The organism is Levilactobacillus tongjiangensis (assembly GCF_003946345.1).
Classification (GTDB): Bacteria; Bacillota; Bacilli; order Lactobacillales; family Lactobacillaceae; genus Levilactobacillus; species Levilactobacillus tongjiangensis.
This window is the reverse complement of the sequence record NZ_RHNY01000005.1, coordinates 149,160-168,496: the sequence shown is the minus strand read 5'-3', so window position 1 is coordinate 168,496 and position 19,337 is coordinate 149,160. Positions and strand designations below refer to the sequence as shown.

Annotated in this window: 22 protein-coding genes and 1 riboswitch; of the genes, 16 read left to right on the top strand and 6 right to left on the bottom strand. The window is 49.5% G+C overall.

Annotation, left to right across the window (positions count from 1 at the left end):
- Positions 1-264: 264 nt before the first annotated feature.
- A complete protein-coding gene (locus EKM75_RS04420) occupies positions 265-480 on the bottom strand; it encodes a hypothetical protein (RefSeq protein WP_225426656.1) in 216 nt (71 codons plus the stop codon).
- A 157-nt stretch (positions 481-637) separates the two neighbouring features.
- Here EKM75_RS04420 and EKM75_RS04415 point away from each other — a divergent pair, with 157 nt between their 5' ends.
- From EKM75_RS04415 to EKM75_RS04375, 9 genes are all read left to right on the top strand, one after another.
- Positions 638-955 carry a glycine cleavage system H protein (lipoate-binding) gene (locus EKM75_RS04415; RefSeq protein WP_125692436.1) on the top strand — a complete coding sequence of 106 codons (318 nt, stop codon included), beginning with the start codon at positions 638-640 and terminating at the stop codon, positions 953-955.
- 15 nt (positions 956-970) lie between these two features.
- On the top strand, positions 971-1,858 hold the full coding sequence (locus EKM75_RS04410) for an RluA family pseudouridine synthase (protein ID WP_125692434.1): 888 nt from the start codon (positions 971-973) through the stop codon (positions 1,856-1,858).
- Between the two features lie 5 nt (positions 1,859-1,863).
- Entirely contained in the window at positions 1,864-2,634 is a 771-nt protein-coding gene (locus tag EKM75_RS04405) for a DUF1003 domain-containing protein (RefSeq protein ID WP_125692432.1), read from the top strand.
- A gap of 196 nt (positions 2,635-2,830) precedes the next feature.
- Complete coding sequence (locus EKM75_RS04400; RefSeq protein WP_164508727.1) at positions 2,831-3,367, top strand: GNAT family N-acetyltransferase; 537 nt, start codon at positions 2,831-2,833, stop codon at positions 3,365-3,367.
- Between the two features lie 113 nt (positions 3,368-3,480).
- Positions 3,481-3,933: a MarR family winged helix-turn-helix transcriptional regulator gene (locus EKM75_RS04395; protein ID WP_125692428.1), complete on the top strand. Its 453-nt coding sequence runs from the start codon at positions 3,481-3,483 to the stop codon at positions 3,931-3,933.
- The gene (locus EKM75_RS04390; RefSeq protein ID WP_225426655.1) at positions 3,902-4,465 is read left to right on the top strand and encodes a GNAT family N-acetyltransferase; all 564 of its coding nucleotides are present in this window, start codon (positions 3,902-3,904) and stop codon (positions 4,463-4,465) included. Before EKM75_RS04395 ends, EKM75_RS04390 begins: the two co-directional genes overlap by 32 nt.
- Before the next feature lie 84 nt (positions 4,466-4,549).
- Positions 4,550-4,957 carry a hypothetical protein gene (locus tag EKM75_RS04385; RefSeq protein WP_125692424.1) on the top strand — a complete coding sequence of 136 codons (408 nt, stop codon included), beginning with the start codon at positions 4,550-4,552 and terminating at the stop codon, positions 4,955-4,957.
- Positions 4,958-4,988: 31 nt separating this feature from the next.
- Entirely contained in the window at positions 4,989-6,185 is a 1,197-nt protein-coding gene (locus EKM75_RS04380) for an MFS transporter (RefSeq protein WP_125692422.1), read from the top strand.
- Between the two features lie 204 nt (positions 6,186-6,389).
- Positions 6,390-7,667 (top strand): uracil-xanthine permease family protein, encoded by a 1,278-nt coding sequence (locus EKM75_RS04375; RefSeq protein WP_125692420.1) that lies wholly within the window; start codon positions 6,390-6,392, stop codon positions 7,665-7,667.
- 673 nt (positions 7,668-8,340) lie between these two features.
- On the opposite strand, the gene EKM75_RS04370 is transcribed toward EKM75_RS04375, so the two are convergent.
- A complete protein-coding gene (locus tag EKM75_RS04370) occupies positions 8,341-8,676 on the bottom strand; it encodes an AzlD domain-containing protein (protein ID WP_125692418.1) in 336 nt (111 codons plus the stop codon).
- Complete coding sequence (locus tag EKM75_RS04365; protein ID WP_125692416.1) at positions 8,667-9,371, bottom strand: AzlC family ABC transporter permease; 705 nt, start codon at positions 9,369-9,371, stop codon at positions 8,667-8,669. The genes EKM75_RS04370 and EKM75_RS04365 overlap by 10 nt, the downstream gene beginning before the upstream one ends.
- A 187-nt stretch (positions 9,372-9,558) precedes the next feature.
- Here EKM75_RS04365 and EKM75_RS04360 point away from each other — a divergent pair, with 187 nt between their 5' ends.
- On the top strand, positions 9,559-9,798 hold the full coding sequence (locus EKM75_RS04360; protein WP_125682865.1) for a MerR family transcriptional regulator: 240 nt from the start codon (positions 9,559-9,561) through the stop codon (positions 9,796-9,798).
- A 137-nt stretch (positions 9,799-9,935) separates the two neighbouring features.
- On the opposite strand, the gene EKM75_RS04355 is transcribed toward EKM75_RS04360, so the two are convergent.
- Positions 9,936-10,658 (bottom strand): DUF4811 domain-containing protein, encoded by a 723-nt coding sequence (locus EKM75_RS04355; protein WP_125692414.1) that lies wholly within the window; start codon positions 10,656-10,658, stop codon positions 9,936-9,938.
- Complete coding sequence (locus EKM75_RS04350; protein WP_125692412.1) at positions 10,658-12,169, bottom strand: MDR family MFS transporter; 1,512 nt, start codon at positions 12,167-12,169, stop codon at positions 10,658-10,660. Before EKM75_RS04350 ends, EKM75_RS04355 begins: the two co-directional genes overlap by 1 nt.
- Before the next feature lie 223 nt (positions 12,170-12,392).
- Here EKM75_RS04350 and EKM75_RS04345 point away from each other — a divergent pair, with 223 nt between their 5' ends.
- From EKM75_RS04345 to EKM75_RS04325, 5 genes are all read left to right on the top strand, one after another.
- Complete coding sequence (locus tag EKM75_RS04345) at positions 12,393-12,833, top strand: MerR family transcriptional regulator (RefSeq protein WP_125692410.1); 441 nt, start codon at positions 12,393-12,395, stop codon at positions 12,831-12,833.
- A gap of 587 nt (positions 12,834-13,420) precedes the next feature.
- Entirely contained in the window at positions 13,421-13,984 is a 564-nt protein-coding gene (locus EKM75_RS04340) for a GNAT family N-acetyltransferase (protein ID WP_125692407.1), read from the top strand.
- A 538-nt stretch (positions 13,985-14,522) separates the two neighbouring features.
- Positions 14,523-15,422 (top strand): cation diffusion facilitator family transporter, encoded by a 900-nt coding sequence (locus EKM75_RS04335; protein ID WP_125692405.1) that lies wholly within the window; start codon positions 14,523-14,525, stop codon positions 15,420-15,422.
- Positions 15,423-15,489: 67 nt separating this feature from the next.
- Complete coding sequence (locus tag EKM75_RS04330) at positions 15,490-16,137, top strand: metal-dependent transcriptional regulator (protein WP_125682853.1); 648 nt, start codon at positions 15,490-15,492, stop codon at positions 16,135-16,137.
- A gap of 177 nt (positions 16,138-16,314) precedes the next feature.
- On the top strand, positions 16,315-16,983 hold the full coding sequence (locus EKM75_RS04325) for a phosphatase PAP2 family protein (RefSeq protein ID WP_125692403.1): 669 nt from the start codon (positions 16,315-16,317) through the stop codon (positions 16,981-16,983).
- 637 nt (positions 16,984-17,620) lie between these two features.
- On the opposite strand, the gene EKM75_RS04320 is transcribed toward EKM75_RS04325, so the two are convergent.
- On the bottom strand, positions 17,621-18,415 hold the full coding sequence (locus EKM75_RS04320; RefSeq protein WP_125692401.1) for an alpha/beta hydrolase: 795 nt from the start codon (positions 18,413-18,415) through the stop codon (positions 17,621-17,623).
- 113 nt (positions 18,416-18,528) lie between these two features.
- Here EKM75_RS04320 and EKM75_RS04315 point away from each other — a divergent pair, with 113 nt between their 5' ends.
- Positions 18,529-19,062, top strand: coding sequence for a GNAT family N-acetyltransferase (locus tag EKM75_RS04315; RefSeq protein WP_125692399.1), 534 nt, complete (start codon positions 18,529-18,531; stop codon positions 19,060-19,062).
- Between the two features lie 60 nt (positions 19,063-19,122).
- Positions 19,123-19,304, top strand: a riboswitch (Lysine riboswitch).
- Positions 19,305-19,337: the final 33 nt, after the last annotated feature.

Sequence of the window (19,337 nt, the reverse complement as noted above, 5' to 3'; positions counted from 1 at the left end):
GAATACCGGAATGAGGCCGCTTAGAGACAACATAAAATTATATTATTTCGTATGACAACTTGACAGGGACTAGTACAACATCGCAGTGACGTGATTACCAGACTTTTTGAATTTTTAGGATTATTAACAATCCAATACTCATGATATAGCTAAATCAATTTCAACTGACTGTGTGTAGTCGCAAGTTGCTAGTCACGATGCCAGCTTTGGATAAACGCCCATCCACTGTGGCCGGTAAGGCGGCTCATCCATTAAGGGCTAAGGCTAAAGCAAGCAGCCCATCGCACCCCAGTTAGCAACTCCCAGCCAGCCGCCCATCCCCAGTAGGCCAACGGCGACCAGTGCAAAGATACCCAGTAGGAATACTGTATCCTTGTCATGCCCCATTCTTGGAACTAATTTTGCCACAATAAAAATCAACAGTGCCAGGCCACTAATAAAAATTAGTGTACCGGTTAATAAACTGCCACCCATCATCATGCATCTCCCCCTTTATAGGTTTCATTATACCGACTTTTCTCAAGAAAGGGTGAAATGGCTCCCGTGTTTTTAGGGCCTATGGTAAAATATAAGGTAATTGTAAGAAAGTGTGCCAGACGTTGTAGGCACGACTAGACTGCCAGAAGGGGTGACAGAGATGATTGATCGGATTGAAGCAAGTGCGGATGCTTTGTGGGTGACACCACAAGAAGAGGGCGTCTTACGGTTGGGCTTTGCGGACGATGGCCGTGAAATGTTAGGGCCTGTGACGAAGGTCTCCTGGTTAGCAACGACTGGCCCCCTTAAGCTGGGGACACCGTTCATGGTGGTGACCGGTGAGACGGAAGAGCTAACGTTACGGTCGCCTTTTGCCGGCAAGATTCTACGGGTCAATTCGGAATTAGTCGATCATCCGGAGCGGCTGAACAACCGCAATGATGATTTAGACTGGATGCTTGATTTAGCTGATGATTAGAGAGGGAGAGTCCGCATGGAATTGACGTGGCAGGTCACACAACCAGTGACAAGCTTGAAACGATTTTTAAATGACCAGGGTGTGAGCCACCGGGTCTTTAGTGACCTCAAACAATCTGGCACGATTCGGGTCAACGGCCAAGGGGTAACGCCAGCCGTGACGCTAAACGTTGGGGATGCTGTGGCAGTTAGTTTGCCCGCAGAAACGGCTGACGATGCCGTGGCGACGAGCCATGAGGCCATCAACGTGGTGTTTGAAAATCGCGATTGGCTAGTTGTGGACAAACCGGCTGGCCTCAACGTTGTTCCCGGACCCGCCAATCGAACAGATACTTTGGTCAATCGAATCAAGGGGTACTGGTTGGATGAACGTGCGGAGAACCAGGTGCCCCACATTGTGACGCGGTTAGACCGTTTTACCAGCGGTCTCGTGTGGGTCGCGCGGCACCGGCTAGCCAATAGTTTAGCCAGTCAGTTGCAGGCGGCCCATCAGGTAGATAAACGCTACCTGGCTGTTGTCACTGGTCAGCTAGCTGATGATCATGGCCTGATCGATGCCCCATTAGCTTCGGATCCCGCCGGTTACAACCAAATGGTTTCACCCGATGGTAAGCCCGCCCAGACGGAATATTGGGTGCAGGAGCGCTTCACCAATGCCACTTTGGTCAAGGTCCAACTCCACACGGGGCGGACTCACCAGATTCGGGCGCATTTTACCCACTTAGGCCACCCGCTAGTGGGGGATGAGTTGTACGGTGGGCCCCAGTTAGGTCAGATGACCAGACAGGCCTTACACGCGCAGTCACTGGCTTTTACAGATCCGTTTACGCACGAACAGCGGTCGTTTGTGAGTGAACCACCAGCCGATTGGCAACAATTGATGCAATCGTTAACCAAGGAGTGAGGGATATGGCCGAGAATCAAATTAAATGTTTGGTGGACGGTGCGCCCGTCTCACTGGAAACGAGTCTGCAACTTAGCGAGCTCGAAGTGGGATTACGCAACCGCATCAAGCGGGACTATCCGCAGGGGAAGGTCACGGATTATATCTGTGGGCACCACCTGCTGAAGTATCGGTTGGAACACGTTGATGCCATGATCAACGCCGATTTAAAACAAACTAAAAAAATCAATCATAAACTGACTAAAGCCCTACAGAGCGATGACTACGACATCATTGACGTCAACGATTCCTTGAAAGAGAGCCTGACCTTTGGCCAAAAGGTGTCGGATGACGTGGCCCGTTTTGGTGGGTCGTGGGGGTTCATCTTCGTCTTCATGTTCGTTCTGATCGGGTGGATGATCGTCAATGGGCTGCACTTATTTGGGGTCAACTTTGACAACTACCCCTTTATTCTGTTAAATTTAGTGCTGAGCTGTGTCGCGGCGATTCAGGCCCCCATCATTATGATGAGCCAGAACCGTTCCGCCGACCGGGACCGGATGATGGCCGAAAACGACTATCATGTTAACTTGAAGTCCGAACACGAACTGCGGTTGCTTCACGCTAAGGTCGATCACTTAGCGCAGAACCAGGTTCCCCATACCATGGAGATCGAACGGTTTCAGTTAGAAATTTTAGGTGAAATTCGTCAAGAATTAGCCGAATTGCGGGAGGCGAAGGCCGCCGCTTCGACAGAACGAAGGGAGTCTCACCATGAGAACGTGGATAACCGCTAGTGCTCTGTTTATTGTTGGACTAGTCTTTGGCCAACGGGTAGCAGGACGCGTGACCCATTAATTAAATAGGTCAGTTAGCAAATCCTTTGACAAAAGTGCAATCCTCCGGTAGTCTAGTGAATGAACTAGAAATGGAGGATTTTTTTTGATAATTCGTGAAGCTCGACCGACGGATGCGCCTCAAATAGCACCGTTGATGAACTTGATTTACGACGAGATGGAACTGACCGACCTCGAGGACGTACCTGGCCCCGACTTATTGAAGGTCATCACGGCGGCTTACCGCACGCGGACTTACCTGTCCGGCGCGGCAACCACGGTGGTGGCCGAGGCCAATGGCCATGTCGTTGGGGTAGCTTTTGGCTACCCTGGCGAAAATGAAGACATCGTGGAAGATGTGATTACGCAGTTGACGGCTGACAGTGCCGCGTTCGACGGCCCGCTGGAAGCGGACTCCGAGACGGCACCAGGTGAATGGTACCTGGATTCACTGGCTGTTTCTCCTGATCACCAGGGTATGGGTATCGGTCGCAAGTTATTGTGGGCCTTACCAATCTACGCCCAACGCGATCGCCAATCCGTCATCGGGTTGAACGTTGACTTTGAGAATCCTGGCGCCATGAAATTGTATGAGCGAATGGGGTATGAAGTGACCGGAACCCAGATGATCGGTGATCATGACTACTACCACATGCAACTTGAGATTGGGAAACCAATCAGCATCGCAAATTAAAGACGATTGAGGAGCCGACCCGTCAAGTGGGCCGGCTTTTTTTGTATGTATTTTTATGTTGTAAATACAACAAAAATACGTTAAAATAATGGCTATTGAAAGGGGCGAGGTCAGTGCCAGAAATTTTAAGAACGGTAGGGAGCATTGCCCGCGCATTAGATTCAATTGCTAATCGCGAGTTTCAGCAAGTCGCTCTCACTAAGGGGCAATACCTGTACCTGGCCCGGGTGGCCGAGCATCCCGGCATCATTCAGGAACGGGTGGCGGAAATGTTGAAAGTTGACCGGACTACCGCCGCACGGGCGATTGCCAGATTGACCAAGCTAGGGCTGTTAGAGAAACGGGCAGATCAACAGAATAAAAAAATTAGAAGGCTGTACGTGACGGCTCGTGGCAGCGATATTTACCCGTTAGTCAAACGGGAGAATGATTATTCCAACGCTCAAGCGTTACGGGGATTCACGCCTGGCGAGGCCAATCAGTTGGCCGACTTGTTGGCAAGAGTCGACGGTAACGTGGCACAGGATTGGCACGATGTCAAAAGTGGTAAACAACGGCAATATTAAGGAGAATGAGCAGATGACAGGAAAAATCAAACAGTGTACCAGTGCCGACTTGAAGCAGCTACAAAGCATTAGTCGGACGACGTTTACGGATACGTATGGCGCCGCGAATACGCCGGCCGACCTCCAAGAATATCTGGAAGAATCTTACAACGATGACCAGTTGTTAAGCGAACTGCAGCAACCGACCACCCAATTCGACTTCATCTACGTCGGGAACGTGTTGGCCGGGTATCTGAAGCTCAACTGGGGGCCAACCCAATCCGAGCATTACGGGGATGACCTGTTAGAAATCGAGCGAATCTATATCTTGCCAGCTTTCAAACGCCAGGGCCTAGGCCAACAGTTCTATCAACACGCCATTGCGACCGCTCAAAAGTTAAGGAAGCAGGCTGTTTGGCTGGGTGTGTGGGAACATAACCCGGCAGCTCAGAAATTTTATCAGCAGATGGGCTTTGAACAGATCGGCGATCATCGCTTTCAATTGGGATCCGATCCGCAACGTGATTTAATTCTGCGGAAAACGCTGGTATAATATTACTCATGCTGATTGTGTCCGAGTCCAAGCCGATCAGAGACACATCGAATGATTCAAACAATTCAAGGAGGCGTTTAACCGATGAAAGATAATTTACAAATGGGCGACGATGAATTTGCGAAGATGATGTTGGTCCTCAAACAACCTGTTACTCAGGCGAACCACAAGGATTACAAGTTTCTGGATGGCACCGAGACAGGTGAAATGCAGGAGATTGCACCTAACATCTGGGCCATGCCTGCGTACATGCAGGAAGATGACGACTTCACCATGTTCTTCCTGACCACGCAGATTGAATCAGGCGAGACCGTCATGGCATTCGCAACCGGTGAGACCGATGACGGTAATTTCCGGTTGAGCCAACCCCTGGTGACGGGTGCTGGATTGAACGTGTTGAACGAACAACAACCTAACCGGGCCAAGCGCGTCTTAAAATTCTTGAATGACATTTCTAAAGCTGATGAAGGCAGCTGGCGAATGGTCGACTAACAGACAATGACGAAGGGATGGAGGTGGTCGGATGCAACGACCGACAAAAGCCTTTAATCTGCCACTGCTGCTGGCACCCTTCATTTCCCGTTTGGGTGATGCCCTGTACTTATTTGGGCTAAATTGGTTCGTGGTCAAGGCCACGGGCAACGCTTCACTATTAGGAATCATTCAAGCCACCGGTGGGGTGGTCCTGTTCTTTGGGGATCTCCTGTGTGGGGTCGTCGTGGATAACTTTAACCGTAAGCACGTTGTGGTCAGCGCGGAACTGTTGAGTGTCCTAGGCTGCCTGTTTTGTGCGTGGTGGCTGGATCCCCAACATATCACGGCGGCGCCCCTGATTACGCTGACCATTTTATTGGACATTGGGTTGGCATTCAGTCTCCCAGCAGCGAAGGCCATGATTCCGGAGCTGATAACTTTGGAAGGCCGGCAACGGTTCAACGCGGTCAGCAACACCCTGATCGACCTGGCGGATATTTGCTCGCCACTATTGGGCGGGCTCCTGTTAGCCCTCCACTGGTTAGACTTGCGGGGCTTTCTGCTGTTAAACGCGACGTCGTTCCTGCTGTCGTTTGGACTGTACTTAAGTATTCATTATCATAAGCCGGCGGGGGAAGCCTCACAACTGGGCGTCAAAGACAGTCTGGTCACGGGGTGGCGCTACGTGTGGCAACGGCCCGGGCTGGTCGAGACCATCGTATTGGGTGGCCTGATCAATGTGTTGTTTGCGGCCATGCGTTTGGTCCTACCATATAACGTTAATCACCTGTACGGCGGAGATTCTTCGCGGTACAGTTATCTGCTAGTGATTCTGGCGGTCGGCGGGATCTTAGGTGGGCTGCGGCTGACACTAAATCGAAATGAACCGCATCGTCGCCAGAACTATCATGATTTGATTTTGGCGGCTGTAGCCATTCTGGTGGCTGGGTTCTGGGCCAACTACTGGGTCCTACTGGTGGTTAGCGGTATCTTTGGTTTTTGTTATTCGTGTTTTGAGATTCGGGCAATTACCATCACCCAGAATCTAACGGAACCAGATTTTTTGGGTCGGATGTTTGGTATCCTGTTCCTGGCTATCGACGCGTTTCAGCCGGTCGGCAGCTTTGTCTTCGGCTTTGTCACGGACTGGCTGGCCAATCTAACACTGGTCATTATTGGTGGCTGCTTGCTGTTAGGTTTAGGGATTATCAATCAGTGGTATCAACGGCTTATCCGGCAGGACTGATTAAGGAAATAAGAGTTGACACTGGTGCGACGGACTTCGTATAATGATTAAAAATATGTTCCTTTAAAGTTGTCCCGTGAGGCAACTAAGGGTGCAACGCTTCTGGACTAGGGAATCAGACTAGTCTGGGCTAAGGGTGGACGCGCACGGTTCCTTACGGGGACTGGCGCGTTTTTTTCTATTTCAGAAGTGGAGGCCTGCTACATGAAAGAACCAGCACGTTACCGTAATCCAGATGCTTTGATTGACATCTGGGAGCGACCTAGTTGGGGTCAATGGTTTGGATTATCGCTTCAGCACTTATTTTCGATGTTTGGATCCACGGTTTTGGTGCCTATTCTGGTGGGGTTAAATCCTGGAATTGCGCTGTTTAGTTCCGGAGTTGGGACGTTGATGTACATTTTGATTACTCGCGGCAAAATTCCCGCCTACATGGGTTCAAGTTTTTCGTTTATCGTGCCCATGGTTGCTTTGATGAGGACGACTGGATACCCGGGAATCGCGCAGGGGACATTAGCGGTGGGAGTGGTCTACCTCATCGTGGCCTTGATTGTGGCGCTGGTAGGGTCGGATTGGATCAACAAGGCCTTGCCCCCCATCGTGGTGGGGCCAATGGTGATGGTCATTGGACTGTCACTGGCTGGCAGTGCCGCTCAGAAGGCGACGGTGGATAATGCCGGAACCTATCACTGGCAGTTCTTTGCGGTGGCAATGGCGACGTTGCTACTAACGGTTGGGTTTAACCTCTATCTACGGGGCTTCCTGTCGCTGATTCCCATTCTGTTGGGAATCGTAAGTGGCTATTTGATTGCGACCATGACGGGGTTGGTCAACTTTAAGCCAGTCATGCAGGCCGCTTGGTTCCAGCTCCCCAACTTTGAGGTGCCGATTCTGAGTTATCCGTTGCACTTCTACTGGGGTGCGGTGGTCAGCCTGGCGCCAATTGCCTTCGTGACGATGACTGAACACATTGGCCACATCACCGTATTGAACGAGTTGACGCACCGAAACTTCTTTGAGGACCCAGGCTTGCATCATACGTTAGCCGGTGATGGTCTGGCTTCCATTATTGCGAGCTTCGTCGGTGGGCCACCCGTCACGTCCTACGGGGAAAATGTGGGGGTTCTGGCCATTACGCGGGTCCACAGTGTCTACGTCCTGATTGGCGCGGCCGTCTTTGCCATTATCTTCAGCTTTGTGGGCAAACTAAGTGCCTTGATCGAGAGTATTCCGAACCCTGTCATTGGTGGTATCAGCTTTCTGTTGTTTGGGGTGATTGCGTCCAGCGGGATGCGTATCCTAATTGAGAAGCACGTTGATTTCAATCAGAAACGCAACCTGATGATTGCCTCGGCCATTCTAGTAATTGGTATTGGGAACGCGTACCTCAAAGTGGGGCAGTACGAGTTTTCTGGGTTGGCAGTTGCGGCGGTGCTGGGTATCGTGTTGAACCTGATTCTACCGCGCGATGATAAGGTGTAATGATTTTGTGCAAATTAATAGAGCTTCAGCGATGTATGTTTTTTCCGCTGAAGCTCTGTTTTATTTATTCTGGTAATATCCGCCTCCGGTAGCCAGGGGATGGCGCCTGCTGTGGGGACCGACTGCGGCCTGAGAAGCGGTCCACAGTCTACCTCGGTAAGTCACCGAGGCGGCCAAGCTCGTCCCACGCAGTAAGCCGACATAAAACGCCAATTAACTGCGTCGACACAGCCGGTACCATCCCTAGCTACCTGCGGCTACGTTGGTGAATTGACATGAAATTTGATTGGTTAAAAAAGTCATTGATTTGAGCTGGCCAAACTGTATTGCAACGTCTAGTAATCTGACATTAGCCGATGTTAGATTTACAGCTTAGCTACGTGGTAGTCATACGCCAGGTTATTACCAATGCATCGTTTACTAATAGGTTATGTACTATAGTAGTCAGCTTATCTATTAGTGAGCGTGATTGAATTATCAATCATAGCCGGCGGAGGCCAGGAGCTGCGCAGTGTCGATGTTCTTAGCGGTTTACCGCTTAGAACATGGGACGTGTTGAGAAACTTGCGGGTTGGGCAAGGTTCTCAACCGCCCTGAAGACTCGGGGTTGTCGAGGCTTCAGGGTTGCCCCACAGCGCAGCTCCTGGCGGCCGCAGGCGGCCAAATGTAAAACCTAACCCCCAATAGAGAAGTAGCGAAGCACGGCCATAGCCATGATACCGATGACCACCACCATGAGTAGGCTCTTAGTCAGCACGCCAGCTAAGGTCGCTGGAATGGCCGCTAGGCAGTTGGCAACATTGAGCGTGGCCAAGTGTCCTGGATTGGCGACGAAGAGGCTTTGGCAGCACAAGGCGGTCATAATCGTGATGGGGACGAAGGTGAGAAAATTGATGAGCCAGGATGGCATCGTCATTTGTTTGACGAAGACGAAGGGGAGCGCTCGGGAGAGCACGGTAATCGCGCCACACCCTAAAATAACCCAAAGTTCAGTTAGACTTATCGCCATTTTTTCATCCCCATTCCAAATAGACAGCCGGCCACAGTGGCGGCCAGTAGCGCAAAGTTTTGACTCATGACGCCAATCGCCAGGTAGTAGACCAAGGCGACGAATGCCATGACGTAGAGCTGCAACGAGATTCCCAGATGCCGGTCACTGATCAGCTGGAGGTAGACCAGGCCAATGAACATGGCAGTGAGGGCAAAGTCGAATCCGAAACGAGTTGGGTCGGCAATCAGACCACCCAACATTGCCCCGATAACGGTTGCAAAGCCCCAGACCAGGTAAGCGACGAGGTTGGCGCCGGATTGCCAGGCGAAGCTGAGTTTGCCCTTGGTTTTATTTTGCTTGTTCATGGCGAGAGCGAACGTTTCATCGGTGACCAGTGACCCAATCAAGAGGTTCTTGAACAGAGACTCATGACGGAAATACTGGGCCAGACTGGTGCTCATCAGAATCATGCGTGAGTTGACCAGGAAGGTGGAAATGAAGATTCCAGAAAGGGGGTCGTGGAGCAGGAGCATGCTGGTAATAATAAATTGCGCTGAACCCGCGTAAACAATGAACGACATCCCCGCAACGACTAAGAGGCTTAAATGACTGGTATGGGCAACGATGCCGAAGGCCAGACCAACGCCAATGTACCCGAAGACGGTGGGGAGGACGTCCCGAACGCCGGATTTAAAGGTAAGTGAAGGATTCACGGACGGACTTCCTTTCTGGTTGATAAAATTATTTTTAACTACCAGTTTAGCGCTGTCGTAGCTTGACGTAAACTAGTAATTTGTTTGTAATTTTGGTAAATGAAAATTCTGGGCAGAAAAGGTTGCAATTAGGTAAAGACGGTTGTATGATACTCTCATTGATAACGAAGAAAGCGAGGGTATGGCGATGAAGATGAACTTAACTGAACTGGCTGCATCAGCTGGTGTTGACGCAAGCCGCATTGAAGAATATGCGAAGAACGGGTTGTTAGGCGAGAATCATTCAACTACGGAATTCGACGATTCGGATTTGTACTGGATCGACATGATTCAATGTTTTCAGGACAACGGAACGTCTTTAGACGACTTATCCGGATTACTGCCACGTTGCCGTAAAGGGCAAACAGCGTTAACCCAGGTGAATTAGTTTAGGTAACGAAATGGTAAAATGCACCATCGAGCAGCTCAGCGAGAATCCTCGCTAGCTGCTTTTTTGTCCATCATGCGCGCAAAAAGACCCATAACACATCTCACTGGGTGTGTTATGGGTCTTAAATTAGTCGATTATTTTTTAACCTGGGCAATCAATTGTTTCATTGCTTGGGCTTGGTAGGCAGCCAAGGCTTGCTTGGTCACTTGTTTTTGTTGGGCAGCGGACATGGTTGGATTCTTCATCATCGCAGCCATGACCTGCTTCTTAACGTAGGCCGTTGCGGCAGTCTTTTGCTGGGCCTTGAAGCTCTTGGAACTGGCCATCTTCTGTAACTGCTTGGCTTGAGTGGTACTCAACACGGTCCAGCTCTTGTTGAGGTAGATGGTGTTGGTTTCCTTCAAGTAAGTGTGGCCGTTACCGGACAGACCAAACCAGAATTTAGCGGCAGTACTCTTGTATTCCCAGTAAACCTTCTTGGTCACGATGCGGTTGGCACCAGCCGTGCGTTTAACCACATTGTTCGTGGTAATCTTAGCCTTAGTATGACTGGTCTTCTTAGCGTTCGCACTGGTCTTGTAAACGTAGACCCGGTGCTTGTCGGCGGTCCCCACTGATTGATAGATCATCATGGGCATTTGCTTGGAAGGGGAGGCGGAGTAGATCTTCTGCGTAGAAGTTTCCGTGACCTTCTGCATGCCAAAGTGGTCGTGGTCGTTTTTAACCATGAAGAAAATACTCGTCAACAGGGCAATTACAGCAACGGCGGTTAACGTGTTGCTGAGCACACGGTTGTGAACGTAAACGTAGAAAGCAAAGGACAAAATGGCGGTAATAATGATAGAAATGATAATCATTAGGCGGCACCTCCTTCAGCAGCAACTTTATTTTCCTTAGCCACTGGTGAATCAACGTCAGCCATGTGTGTTGAGCGGTTACGACCCTTCAAGAAGAAGGCGATGACCAGGGCAACCACACAGAAACCAACGGCAATCCAGAAGGCAGCGTGATACCCAGACAGAGTGGCATTGATGGCACCATCAGCGTAGCTCAGTGGGTTACTCTTTAAGACGTGCTTAGCAGGCATTTGGCCCTTGGTCACGTTAGTCAAGACACTGATCAAAATAGCAGTCCCCACTGAACTGGCAACTTGCCGTTGGGTGTTGTTGACGGCAGTCCCGTGAGAGATCATGTTCAATGGTAAAGCGTTCATTCCGGCAGTGGTGGCTGGCATCATGACCATGGCAATCCCAAACATCCGGATAGCGTAGAGCAAAACAATGTAGATGGTCGCAGTGTCCTTAGTGATCCAGACGAATGGTAAGGTCCCGATGGTCAGTAAGAACATCCCCATCGTAGCCAGACGCTTGGCACCGAACCGGTCAAACGCACGACCGGTAATTGGACTCATGATCCCCATCATCAGGGCACCGGCTAACAGTGTTAATCCAGAATGGAAGGCGGACATGCCCTTGACCATTTGTAGGTAAAGCGGAATAACCATTTCCACCCCAACCATGGCCATATTGACCACGGAACTTAGGATAGCAGCGACGGTGAACTCGCGTGATTTGTAAACCCGGAAGTTCAAGAATGGATCTTTCATGGTCAATTGACGCCAGATGAACAGACCCACGAAGATAAATCCAATCGCTAATGTAGAGAGGACAATCGTGCTACCCCAGCCGTCGTCACCAACGGAGGAGAATCCGTAAAGCATGCTGCCGAAACCAATCGTCGAAAGAACCACGGACAACAGGTCCAAAGGTTCCTTGTGGGTTTCCAGCACACTGTGCATCACCCAGAAACTAGCCAGAATGACGATAGCAACAACGGGAATGATCATCCCGAAGAGGTCCCGCCAAGTCCAGTTGTCAATGACCCACCCAGACAGAGTCGGCCCAATCGCTGGTGCCAGGCCGATAACAATCCCGGCTAGTCCCATGGCAGTCCCTCGTTTGTTAGCAGGGAAGATGGTCAGCATCATGGTTTGCATTAAAGGCATGGAAACACCCACACCTAAGGCCTGAATCAACCGTCCAGCTAATAGCATTGGAAAGTTAACGGCGGACCAACAGAGAATGGTTCCGATTAAGAAAGTCGACATCGCACTGATGTACAGCCACTTCGTACTGATGGTCGTCAGTAACCAAGCGCTGATTGGGATCATGATCCCGCTAACCAGTAAGAATCCAGTAGTCAACCATTGTACGGTGGAGGTCGAAACATCAAAGGCCTTCATCAAGGTAGGGTAGGCGGTACTTAAAATCGTTTGGTTCAGTACCGTACAGAACGTCCCCACTAATAGGAGAACAACGAGCAAGGTCCGGTTATAGGCCTTCCCGTTGGTATCAACAGCAGTTCCCAATTTATATTCCTTCTTTATCCATAAAATTAATTCTGGAATAACTATACGCAGATTAAACGACTTTGTCAACTAGCTTGACAAAGTTTCGAGAATATCTATACTGATTAGAGAAAATGATACAACTGACTGAGAAGTATTTATAAAATTCACAAGCGCTTTCATGGTGATTAAACGGGAATTGCTCCCAAATTAAAATCCGTGAGGAAGGGTGGGAAATTTTAAGATGATGGAAGATTCAAAAAATTTGTTGAAAAAAGTGACCGTTGAAAAATTAAGCTTTGGCATTGGTGACGTGGCGGCAGCGACTGGCGTCTCTCAGAGCCAGCTTCGGTATTGGGAGAGCAAGGGCTACATCCAAAGTGAAGTCATCAATGGCAGTAAGAATCGTAAGTTTACCTATAAGACGCTGATCAACGTGCAACAGATCAAAACGTCTTTAGATGATGGGTTTACGCTGGCCGGTGCCGCCAAGCAGATGCAAACACGTGCAGATTATTTCGACACGTTACGGTCATTCTTTGAATCCCGGTTTGAGGGGATGGCGGTCACGGATGAACGCACTGAAATCAACTTGGGCGCCTTTGATCCGGAACCTGGTAAGGACCTCGTTGCCCGGCGGGTGGAAAATAAATGGCAATTTACGCTGATAGATCACACGAAATAGGCCGCTTCCATTGTTTATCCCGCTTAACAATGGTAGTCTGAAGTAGCGGGAGGACTTTTCGTGCCCGGCAGAAAAAACTTTCGATACCAATCGATCTTCTGGCTGGATTGGTGGTCAATCATGTTGTTGACGTGTTGTGAAACCAGGCGAATAACCATTAGTAATAGCGCGTTTATCTTGCGCATGGACTACGTTGGCACATGCTAGCGTAAGCAATCGTGAAACTAAAACGACGTGTTTTTTTGGAAAATTGAACACTTTTTGATTTTTCTCTCGCCCGGCACCGCTCCCGTGGCACCTACCAAGTTTAGAAAGTTCTTGGTGGGTGCTTTTTTGGTCCAAAATTTTCAGGTGACTGGGCAATAAATATCTTAATTTTCGTGAAAACTGACATGAAAACGTTCGGAAAATGAATAATTCATTAGAAGTTAAAAGGTGCACAATCCTTGATATTACTTGTTTTCATGACAATTAAGAAAAAATGTTAGCAAATTTGGTAGTCTTTGGTTGTATTCTTGCGTCAGCGTGTTAAGATTACAAAATCGTCAAAAACAAAAAACACGAAAATTAAAAGGATGGTGTTATACATGCTGTTACGACAAGCTACTATGGCCGACTTACCACAAATTGAATCTATTATCCGTGATGGGCGAGAGTTACTCGCTGCCCAATCCGTAGACCAATGGCAAGGGACGTACCCAAGTACTTCGATCATCGTCGACGACATTCACCAAGGGTGGACCGTCGTCTTAGAGGAAGACAACGAAATTTTGGGGACTGCTGCCGTCATTCCGGGGGAAGATGCTAACTATGAACGGATCGATGGGCAATGGTTGACTGACCAAGCGCCTTACTTAGCGATCCACCGCGTAGCAGTATCAAGCCACCATCGTGGTCGCGGTTTGGCTGGCGAACTGTTCCAACGGATCTTCGCACAAATCGACAAGGCTGAAAATATTGAAAGCATTCGGATTGACACGCACCCAGACAACAAGGGGATGCAACACGTGATCAAGAAGAATGGTTTCACCGAAACTGGCATGATCGACCTGATCAACCAGGATCTTGACGGTGTGAAGGATTACGCCTACGAACGGGTAACTGCCCACATCAACCCAGCTCATTTGGTTGAAATCAAGGCTACTAAATAATTTAAATCTACTATATATAAGGGTTGGTTTCGCTTTCATGCGAACCGGCCCTTTTTTGGTCGGTGGTTAATGGTGAGTTGGCGCCCAAGCGGTCAGACAACTACGCCTGTGGGGACCGGACCAAGCCATAGGGCGGTCTTGGCCCTCGTCTTCAAGCCTTGAAACCCACAAGTCTTGAAGGCGTCCCAGTCTAGTAAGTCCGAATAGGTCGCTCGGACTAACTAGACTTTCACGGGCTCCGTTGTCCGACCACTTGGGCTGGATTTGCCGTTAAAGACAATGGGGAGGCAGCATGTCACTTGTAATGTGGGGAAGGTGGTCGTATCTCTGACCAGTCGCAGATAATGTGAATCACAGATAGAAATGTGGGATGGATTACTGATAGATAACTGAACGTTTTACCAGTTACCAATTGATCTTTTGCAATTTCTATGCAGAAATCCCCACAACATTTTTTCTGGATGCCCCTAACCGGCTTTTCATTCATGCCAAACTCTGCGATAATGGAGGCTAGTTAAGCTAATGGGGGGCGTTTACGTTGGAGAAGAGTGGGCTCACGGGGAGCCGGTTTCTGTTGGTAACAATTTTGAACGTTGTGATCACCGTGTTCGAGCTATTAGGGGGAATCCTGTCGGGCAGTCTCTCACTGTTGTCTGACGCGTTTCATAATCTTGGAGACGCTCTGTCGGTGGTCTTGAGTTACATTGCCCACCGGATTGGCGGTCGGCAACAGACACGTAGCAACACGTTTGGGTATCGGCGAGCCGAAATTTTGGCGGCCTTATTGAACGCTGGCATCCTCATCGTGATTTCGGTCGTGTTGGCGATTGAAGCGGTCCGACGGTTGATGCACCCCGAACCAGTCAAAGGTGACATCATGTTGGTGGTAGCGGTCGTTAGTTTCTTAGCCAACTTGCTTTCGACGGTCTTATTGAACCACGGGGCCAAGCACAATCTAAATATTCGGGCGACCTACCTACACTTGCTCAGTGATGCGTTGGCGTCCGTCGGCGTGATCATCGGAGCCGTGCTGATTACCGTTTGGCAGATTTACTGGGTCGACCCAGTGATTACGATCCTGGTGGCTGGCTATATCAGCTATGAGTCGTGGCCCATCATTAAGCAGACATTTGATATTCTGATGGAGGCGTCACCGGCGCTGGACTACGAGGGGATTTCACAAGATCTCACGGCGTTGCCTGAGGTTGAGGGCGTGCACCATTTGCACGCTTGGCAGATCGACGAGAATAACGTGGTGGTCTCCGTGCACGTGAACATGGACGACTTACCATTGAGTCAGGTCGAACCGATTTACCGGCAGATTGAAGCCATTCTGTGTCGGAAATATGGGGTGAACCACGTGACGATTCAAGCTGAATGCCACCGGGGTGAGAACGAGTCGCTGTTTTATCAGCAAAATGATTGGCGGCATGATTAATTAAGCTTGCACTTTGCTGAGTTTCGCGGTATAAAGGAATCACAATTCTAGATGAGGTGAACAATAAATGACTCCTATGAAGGAGGATTATTTAAAAATTATTTTTGAGCTGGGTGGGAAACAGAAAAAGGTTTCCAATAAGCAGATTGCAATCAGCTTAAATATTGCAGCGGGCTCAGTAACCGAAATGGTTAATAAGATGGCCGCTGAGGGGCTGGCAGAACACACGCCGTATGCCGGTATTTCTCTGACTAATCGAGGAATTCGGTTGGCTGAAGACTTGGTTCGCAAGCACCGGATTTGGGAAGACTTTTTAGTTGAAAAACTAGATTACGAACTACCCGATGTACACGATGAGGCCGAAGTTTTGGAGCATGTGACGAGTCCCAAATTGGTCAATGCACTGGATGATATGCTCGGCCATCCGACTCACTGTCCCCATGGTGGCGTGATTCCTGACCGTTTTGGCCACTATCACGAGGATAGCCACACGGTGTTGAACGACGCCGAAGATGGGTCTGTGGTGACGGTCGATCGGTTTATTGACAACCATGATCTGTTAACGTACTTAGGTGACTTGAAGCTTGATATCGGCGACCAACTACGTATTTTGAAGCACGATCCGTTTGAAGGGCCAGTGACCGTTCAGAATTTAACGGATGATGCCCAACTAATTGTGAGTTACAAGGCCTCACACTATATCTTTGTTAAGTAATTGATCTGGCGAATCATTTCCGGGCGCTATCCGCGGAGTGGTTCGCTTTTATTGTGCCGCCGACCTTTTAGGAAAACCTTAATGTCTTGAGATTTCCTAGAAATTTATTGGTGGGGTGGTATACTCATTTCTAGGGGATTTTCCCAGAATCGGGTATGACGAAAGGAAACTATTATCATGATGCTATTTAATCGTGATCGGGACCGACCATGGAAGTTTACGCTTGCCACGCTACTGTTCCTGATTATTGCTTTCTACATAAAAATGCAAAACGCTTACGTTGATTTCTTGGATTCGTCAATCGTTGACATTATCCAAAAAAATCAGCCGGGCTGGAAGACGTTATTGTACCGTGGGGTGACCAGCTTGGCGGAACCTAAGTTAGCCATTATCTGGGTCTTGGTCTTGGCCTTCTTCCTGTGGGGCTTTAAGTTCAAGGTGCCGGCGTTGTGGTGTTTAGCCACCTTAGCGGGTGGGGATGTTCTGGCGACCATCGTCAAGGACGTTGTCAAACGTGCTCGTCCAAGCGCCCATCTAGCCATTGACGATGGGTTTAGCTTTCCCAGTGGTCACGTCTTTGGGACGTTCCTAATCGTCGCTATGATTTGGATCATCTTAATTCCAATGATTATGACGGTTTGGAAGGCCTGGTTGGTGCGCATCATCCTGATTATCTGGATGGCACTGGTGATGATTTCACGGGTCTACCTCAATGCCCATTTCCCAACTGATACGTTTGGTGCTTTGTTACTGGGCTACCTATGGTTGCAGTGTGCAGAAGGCTTGTACATCCGTTTCGCGCCGGTCATGCAGAAATGGCCGTTCTTGAAACGTTCTGAAATTTAAATTAGGCAAAATTAAAACGTCGGTACCGACTCCGTTGAGGAGTAGTACCGACGTTTTTTGTAGTTTAACTAAAGGTTGAAAGCACTGACACATTCACTGTGCCTGATACAACAAGGATTAAGTATTGGAGTTTAGTCAGATATAGTGGGAAGTTATCGCCTTACCGTGCGCCAAATTTGGACTGGAACGCTGTGGGCAGGACGGGGCAAGCCCAAGGGCGGTCTTGCCCCTCGCTTGAAGCCGCAAAGCACGTCTTCAAGTCGCCATTTTCAAGAAAAACACTTGAAAATCCCACGGCTGAGTCCAAATTTGGCTCACTCTCGGCTACCTAGTGGCGCACCAATAATATTGCGTAAGTACTGTCATTCAGGCGTTTAAACTAGTTTAGTTTCCAAGAACCTGTTTAACCGGAGGGGGTCAGTGGTGGAGCCAGCTGTGTCGACGGTGTTAGCCGATTCTCGGATTACAGCGTGGGACGTGTTTGGAGACTGATGGTTTTTCAGGCTTCAAACCGAGCCGCAGGACCGATTTTCAGGCCGGAGGCGTTCCCCCACAGCGGGCGGAATCTCTGACCGCCGCAGGTGGCTGGTGAGACGAATTTTAAGTCTATGGCACCCGAGCCAACCAGGGCCGGAGATTAAGGAAGTTCAGTCAGCCATTCATTGGCTAGATCCAACCAATGGGCCACATGTGGCAGGTCCGTTCCTGGTTTCCAAGCCGTGACTGAATTAGCCAAAGCCAAACCGTGGGGGCCTTGATGGAAGACGTGTAATTCAGTGTCCACCCCCGCGGCGATGGTTGCCTGAGCATAGGCGAGGGCGTTTTGAACGGGGACCAGCGGGTCGGCAGCTGTCACCCAGATAAAGGTCGGAACATTGCTGGCGGTTACCTGTTGGTCGGCAGCAATGCTTTGGGGATCGTCTGTCCAGCTAGCTAAAGTTGCGTCATCGTTTGGGAAGCCAGCGGCCGGTGTGATTACCGGATAGCCCAAGATAACGGCCCGTGGCTTGATTTGTGCTGGTGTGGTTCCAGCCAACTGGTTGAAAGCCGCGTCGTGCCATAAATTATTAAATAACGCCGTGATATGGCCACCAACTGAAAAGCCGGCTATAATCAGATTGTCCGCTTGGATTTGCCAAGCGGTTGAATTTTGCCGAATCAGTGCTAAACTCTGGGCTAACTCAACCACGGGTGTCGGCAACAGGGGCTGTTTTTCACCGACGAATGAGTAGCGGAGGAAGAAGGCTTGGTAACCGCGGGCAAACCACGCCATGGCTAGGTCTTCCGCCTGTTGCTCCGGAATGTGCGTGTACGAGCCACCAGGGACGATGACGACGGCGGGGTAAGTTAATGTGGTATCTTCGGGTTGCCGCAAGTAGCCCTGCAGGTAAACGGCGGAATCGCTAGCAAGTGACTGGGTAATGATTTTCAAATGTGAACCCTCCCAAAATAAAATCGTGCGAGTCAGGTAATAGCACTCGTACTGATGAAACTATAGGGATATTGTACCGCAATTAAGAAGTCCATTGAAGGAAGTGGTCTGTCATGACAGTAGTGTTTAGAACAACAAGATTGATTCTTCGGCCGTTAGTTGAAAGCGACCTGACAGCGTATCAACGGCTGGTCACCCAACCAGAAATTGCCAAGCTCGCTGGGGCAGCGGCTCATCCCAGCAAGATGGAGGTAGCTCAGTGGTTACAGGCCGACCGGCGCAACCCCTATTCACGAGCCATTGTGGATAAGCAAAGTAACCAGTTGATCGGTGTGATCGTGTTCTATGATCGGGTTACCGCGGAAGGGCAACCAGACCCCTTGGCAGTTGACCTCGGCTATTTACTGGACCCAGCTTACTGGGGAAGTGGGTTAATGACTGAGGCGCTACAGGCACTATTAGCAGGTTTGCCAGTCGGCATTCAGATTTGGGCAACCAGTCTGGTGGAGAATCAACGGTCCCGCCGAGTATTAGAAAAATTAGGTTTCCAAACTTTGGACGAACATTTTATGGCAATTTCCGGGATGAGCCTAACGCCGGTACCACAAGCTTTATACCGGTTGGTAACCACGAAACCGACAAATTAATTGACTCTAATCGCAATTTAATCTTGCAATGTTTCGGACGGATGAGTATACTACAAAGTATCGAATAGAAGAGGCGCGACCAACAAGAGTCGCTTTCCTGAGATGGGTCACATCGCAGAGGGAAAGTTAAAGGGGCGGTCGCCGAAACTTGTAAGTGAGGACATAGCTTGCAGGTTGGGTCCTGGTTTAACAGATCAGGGACTGTCGCAGCCAAATATGGGTTGCGGGGCGCTTTCAACGATATTGACTTGGAATAATGAACTTTCCAATCTCTT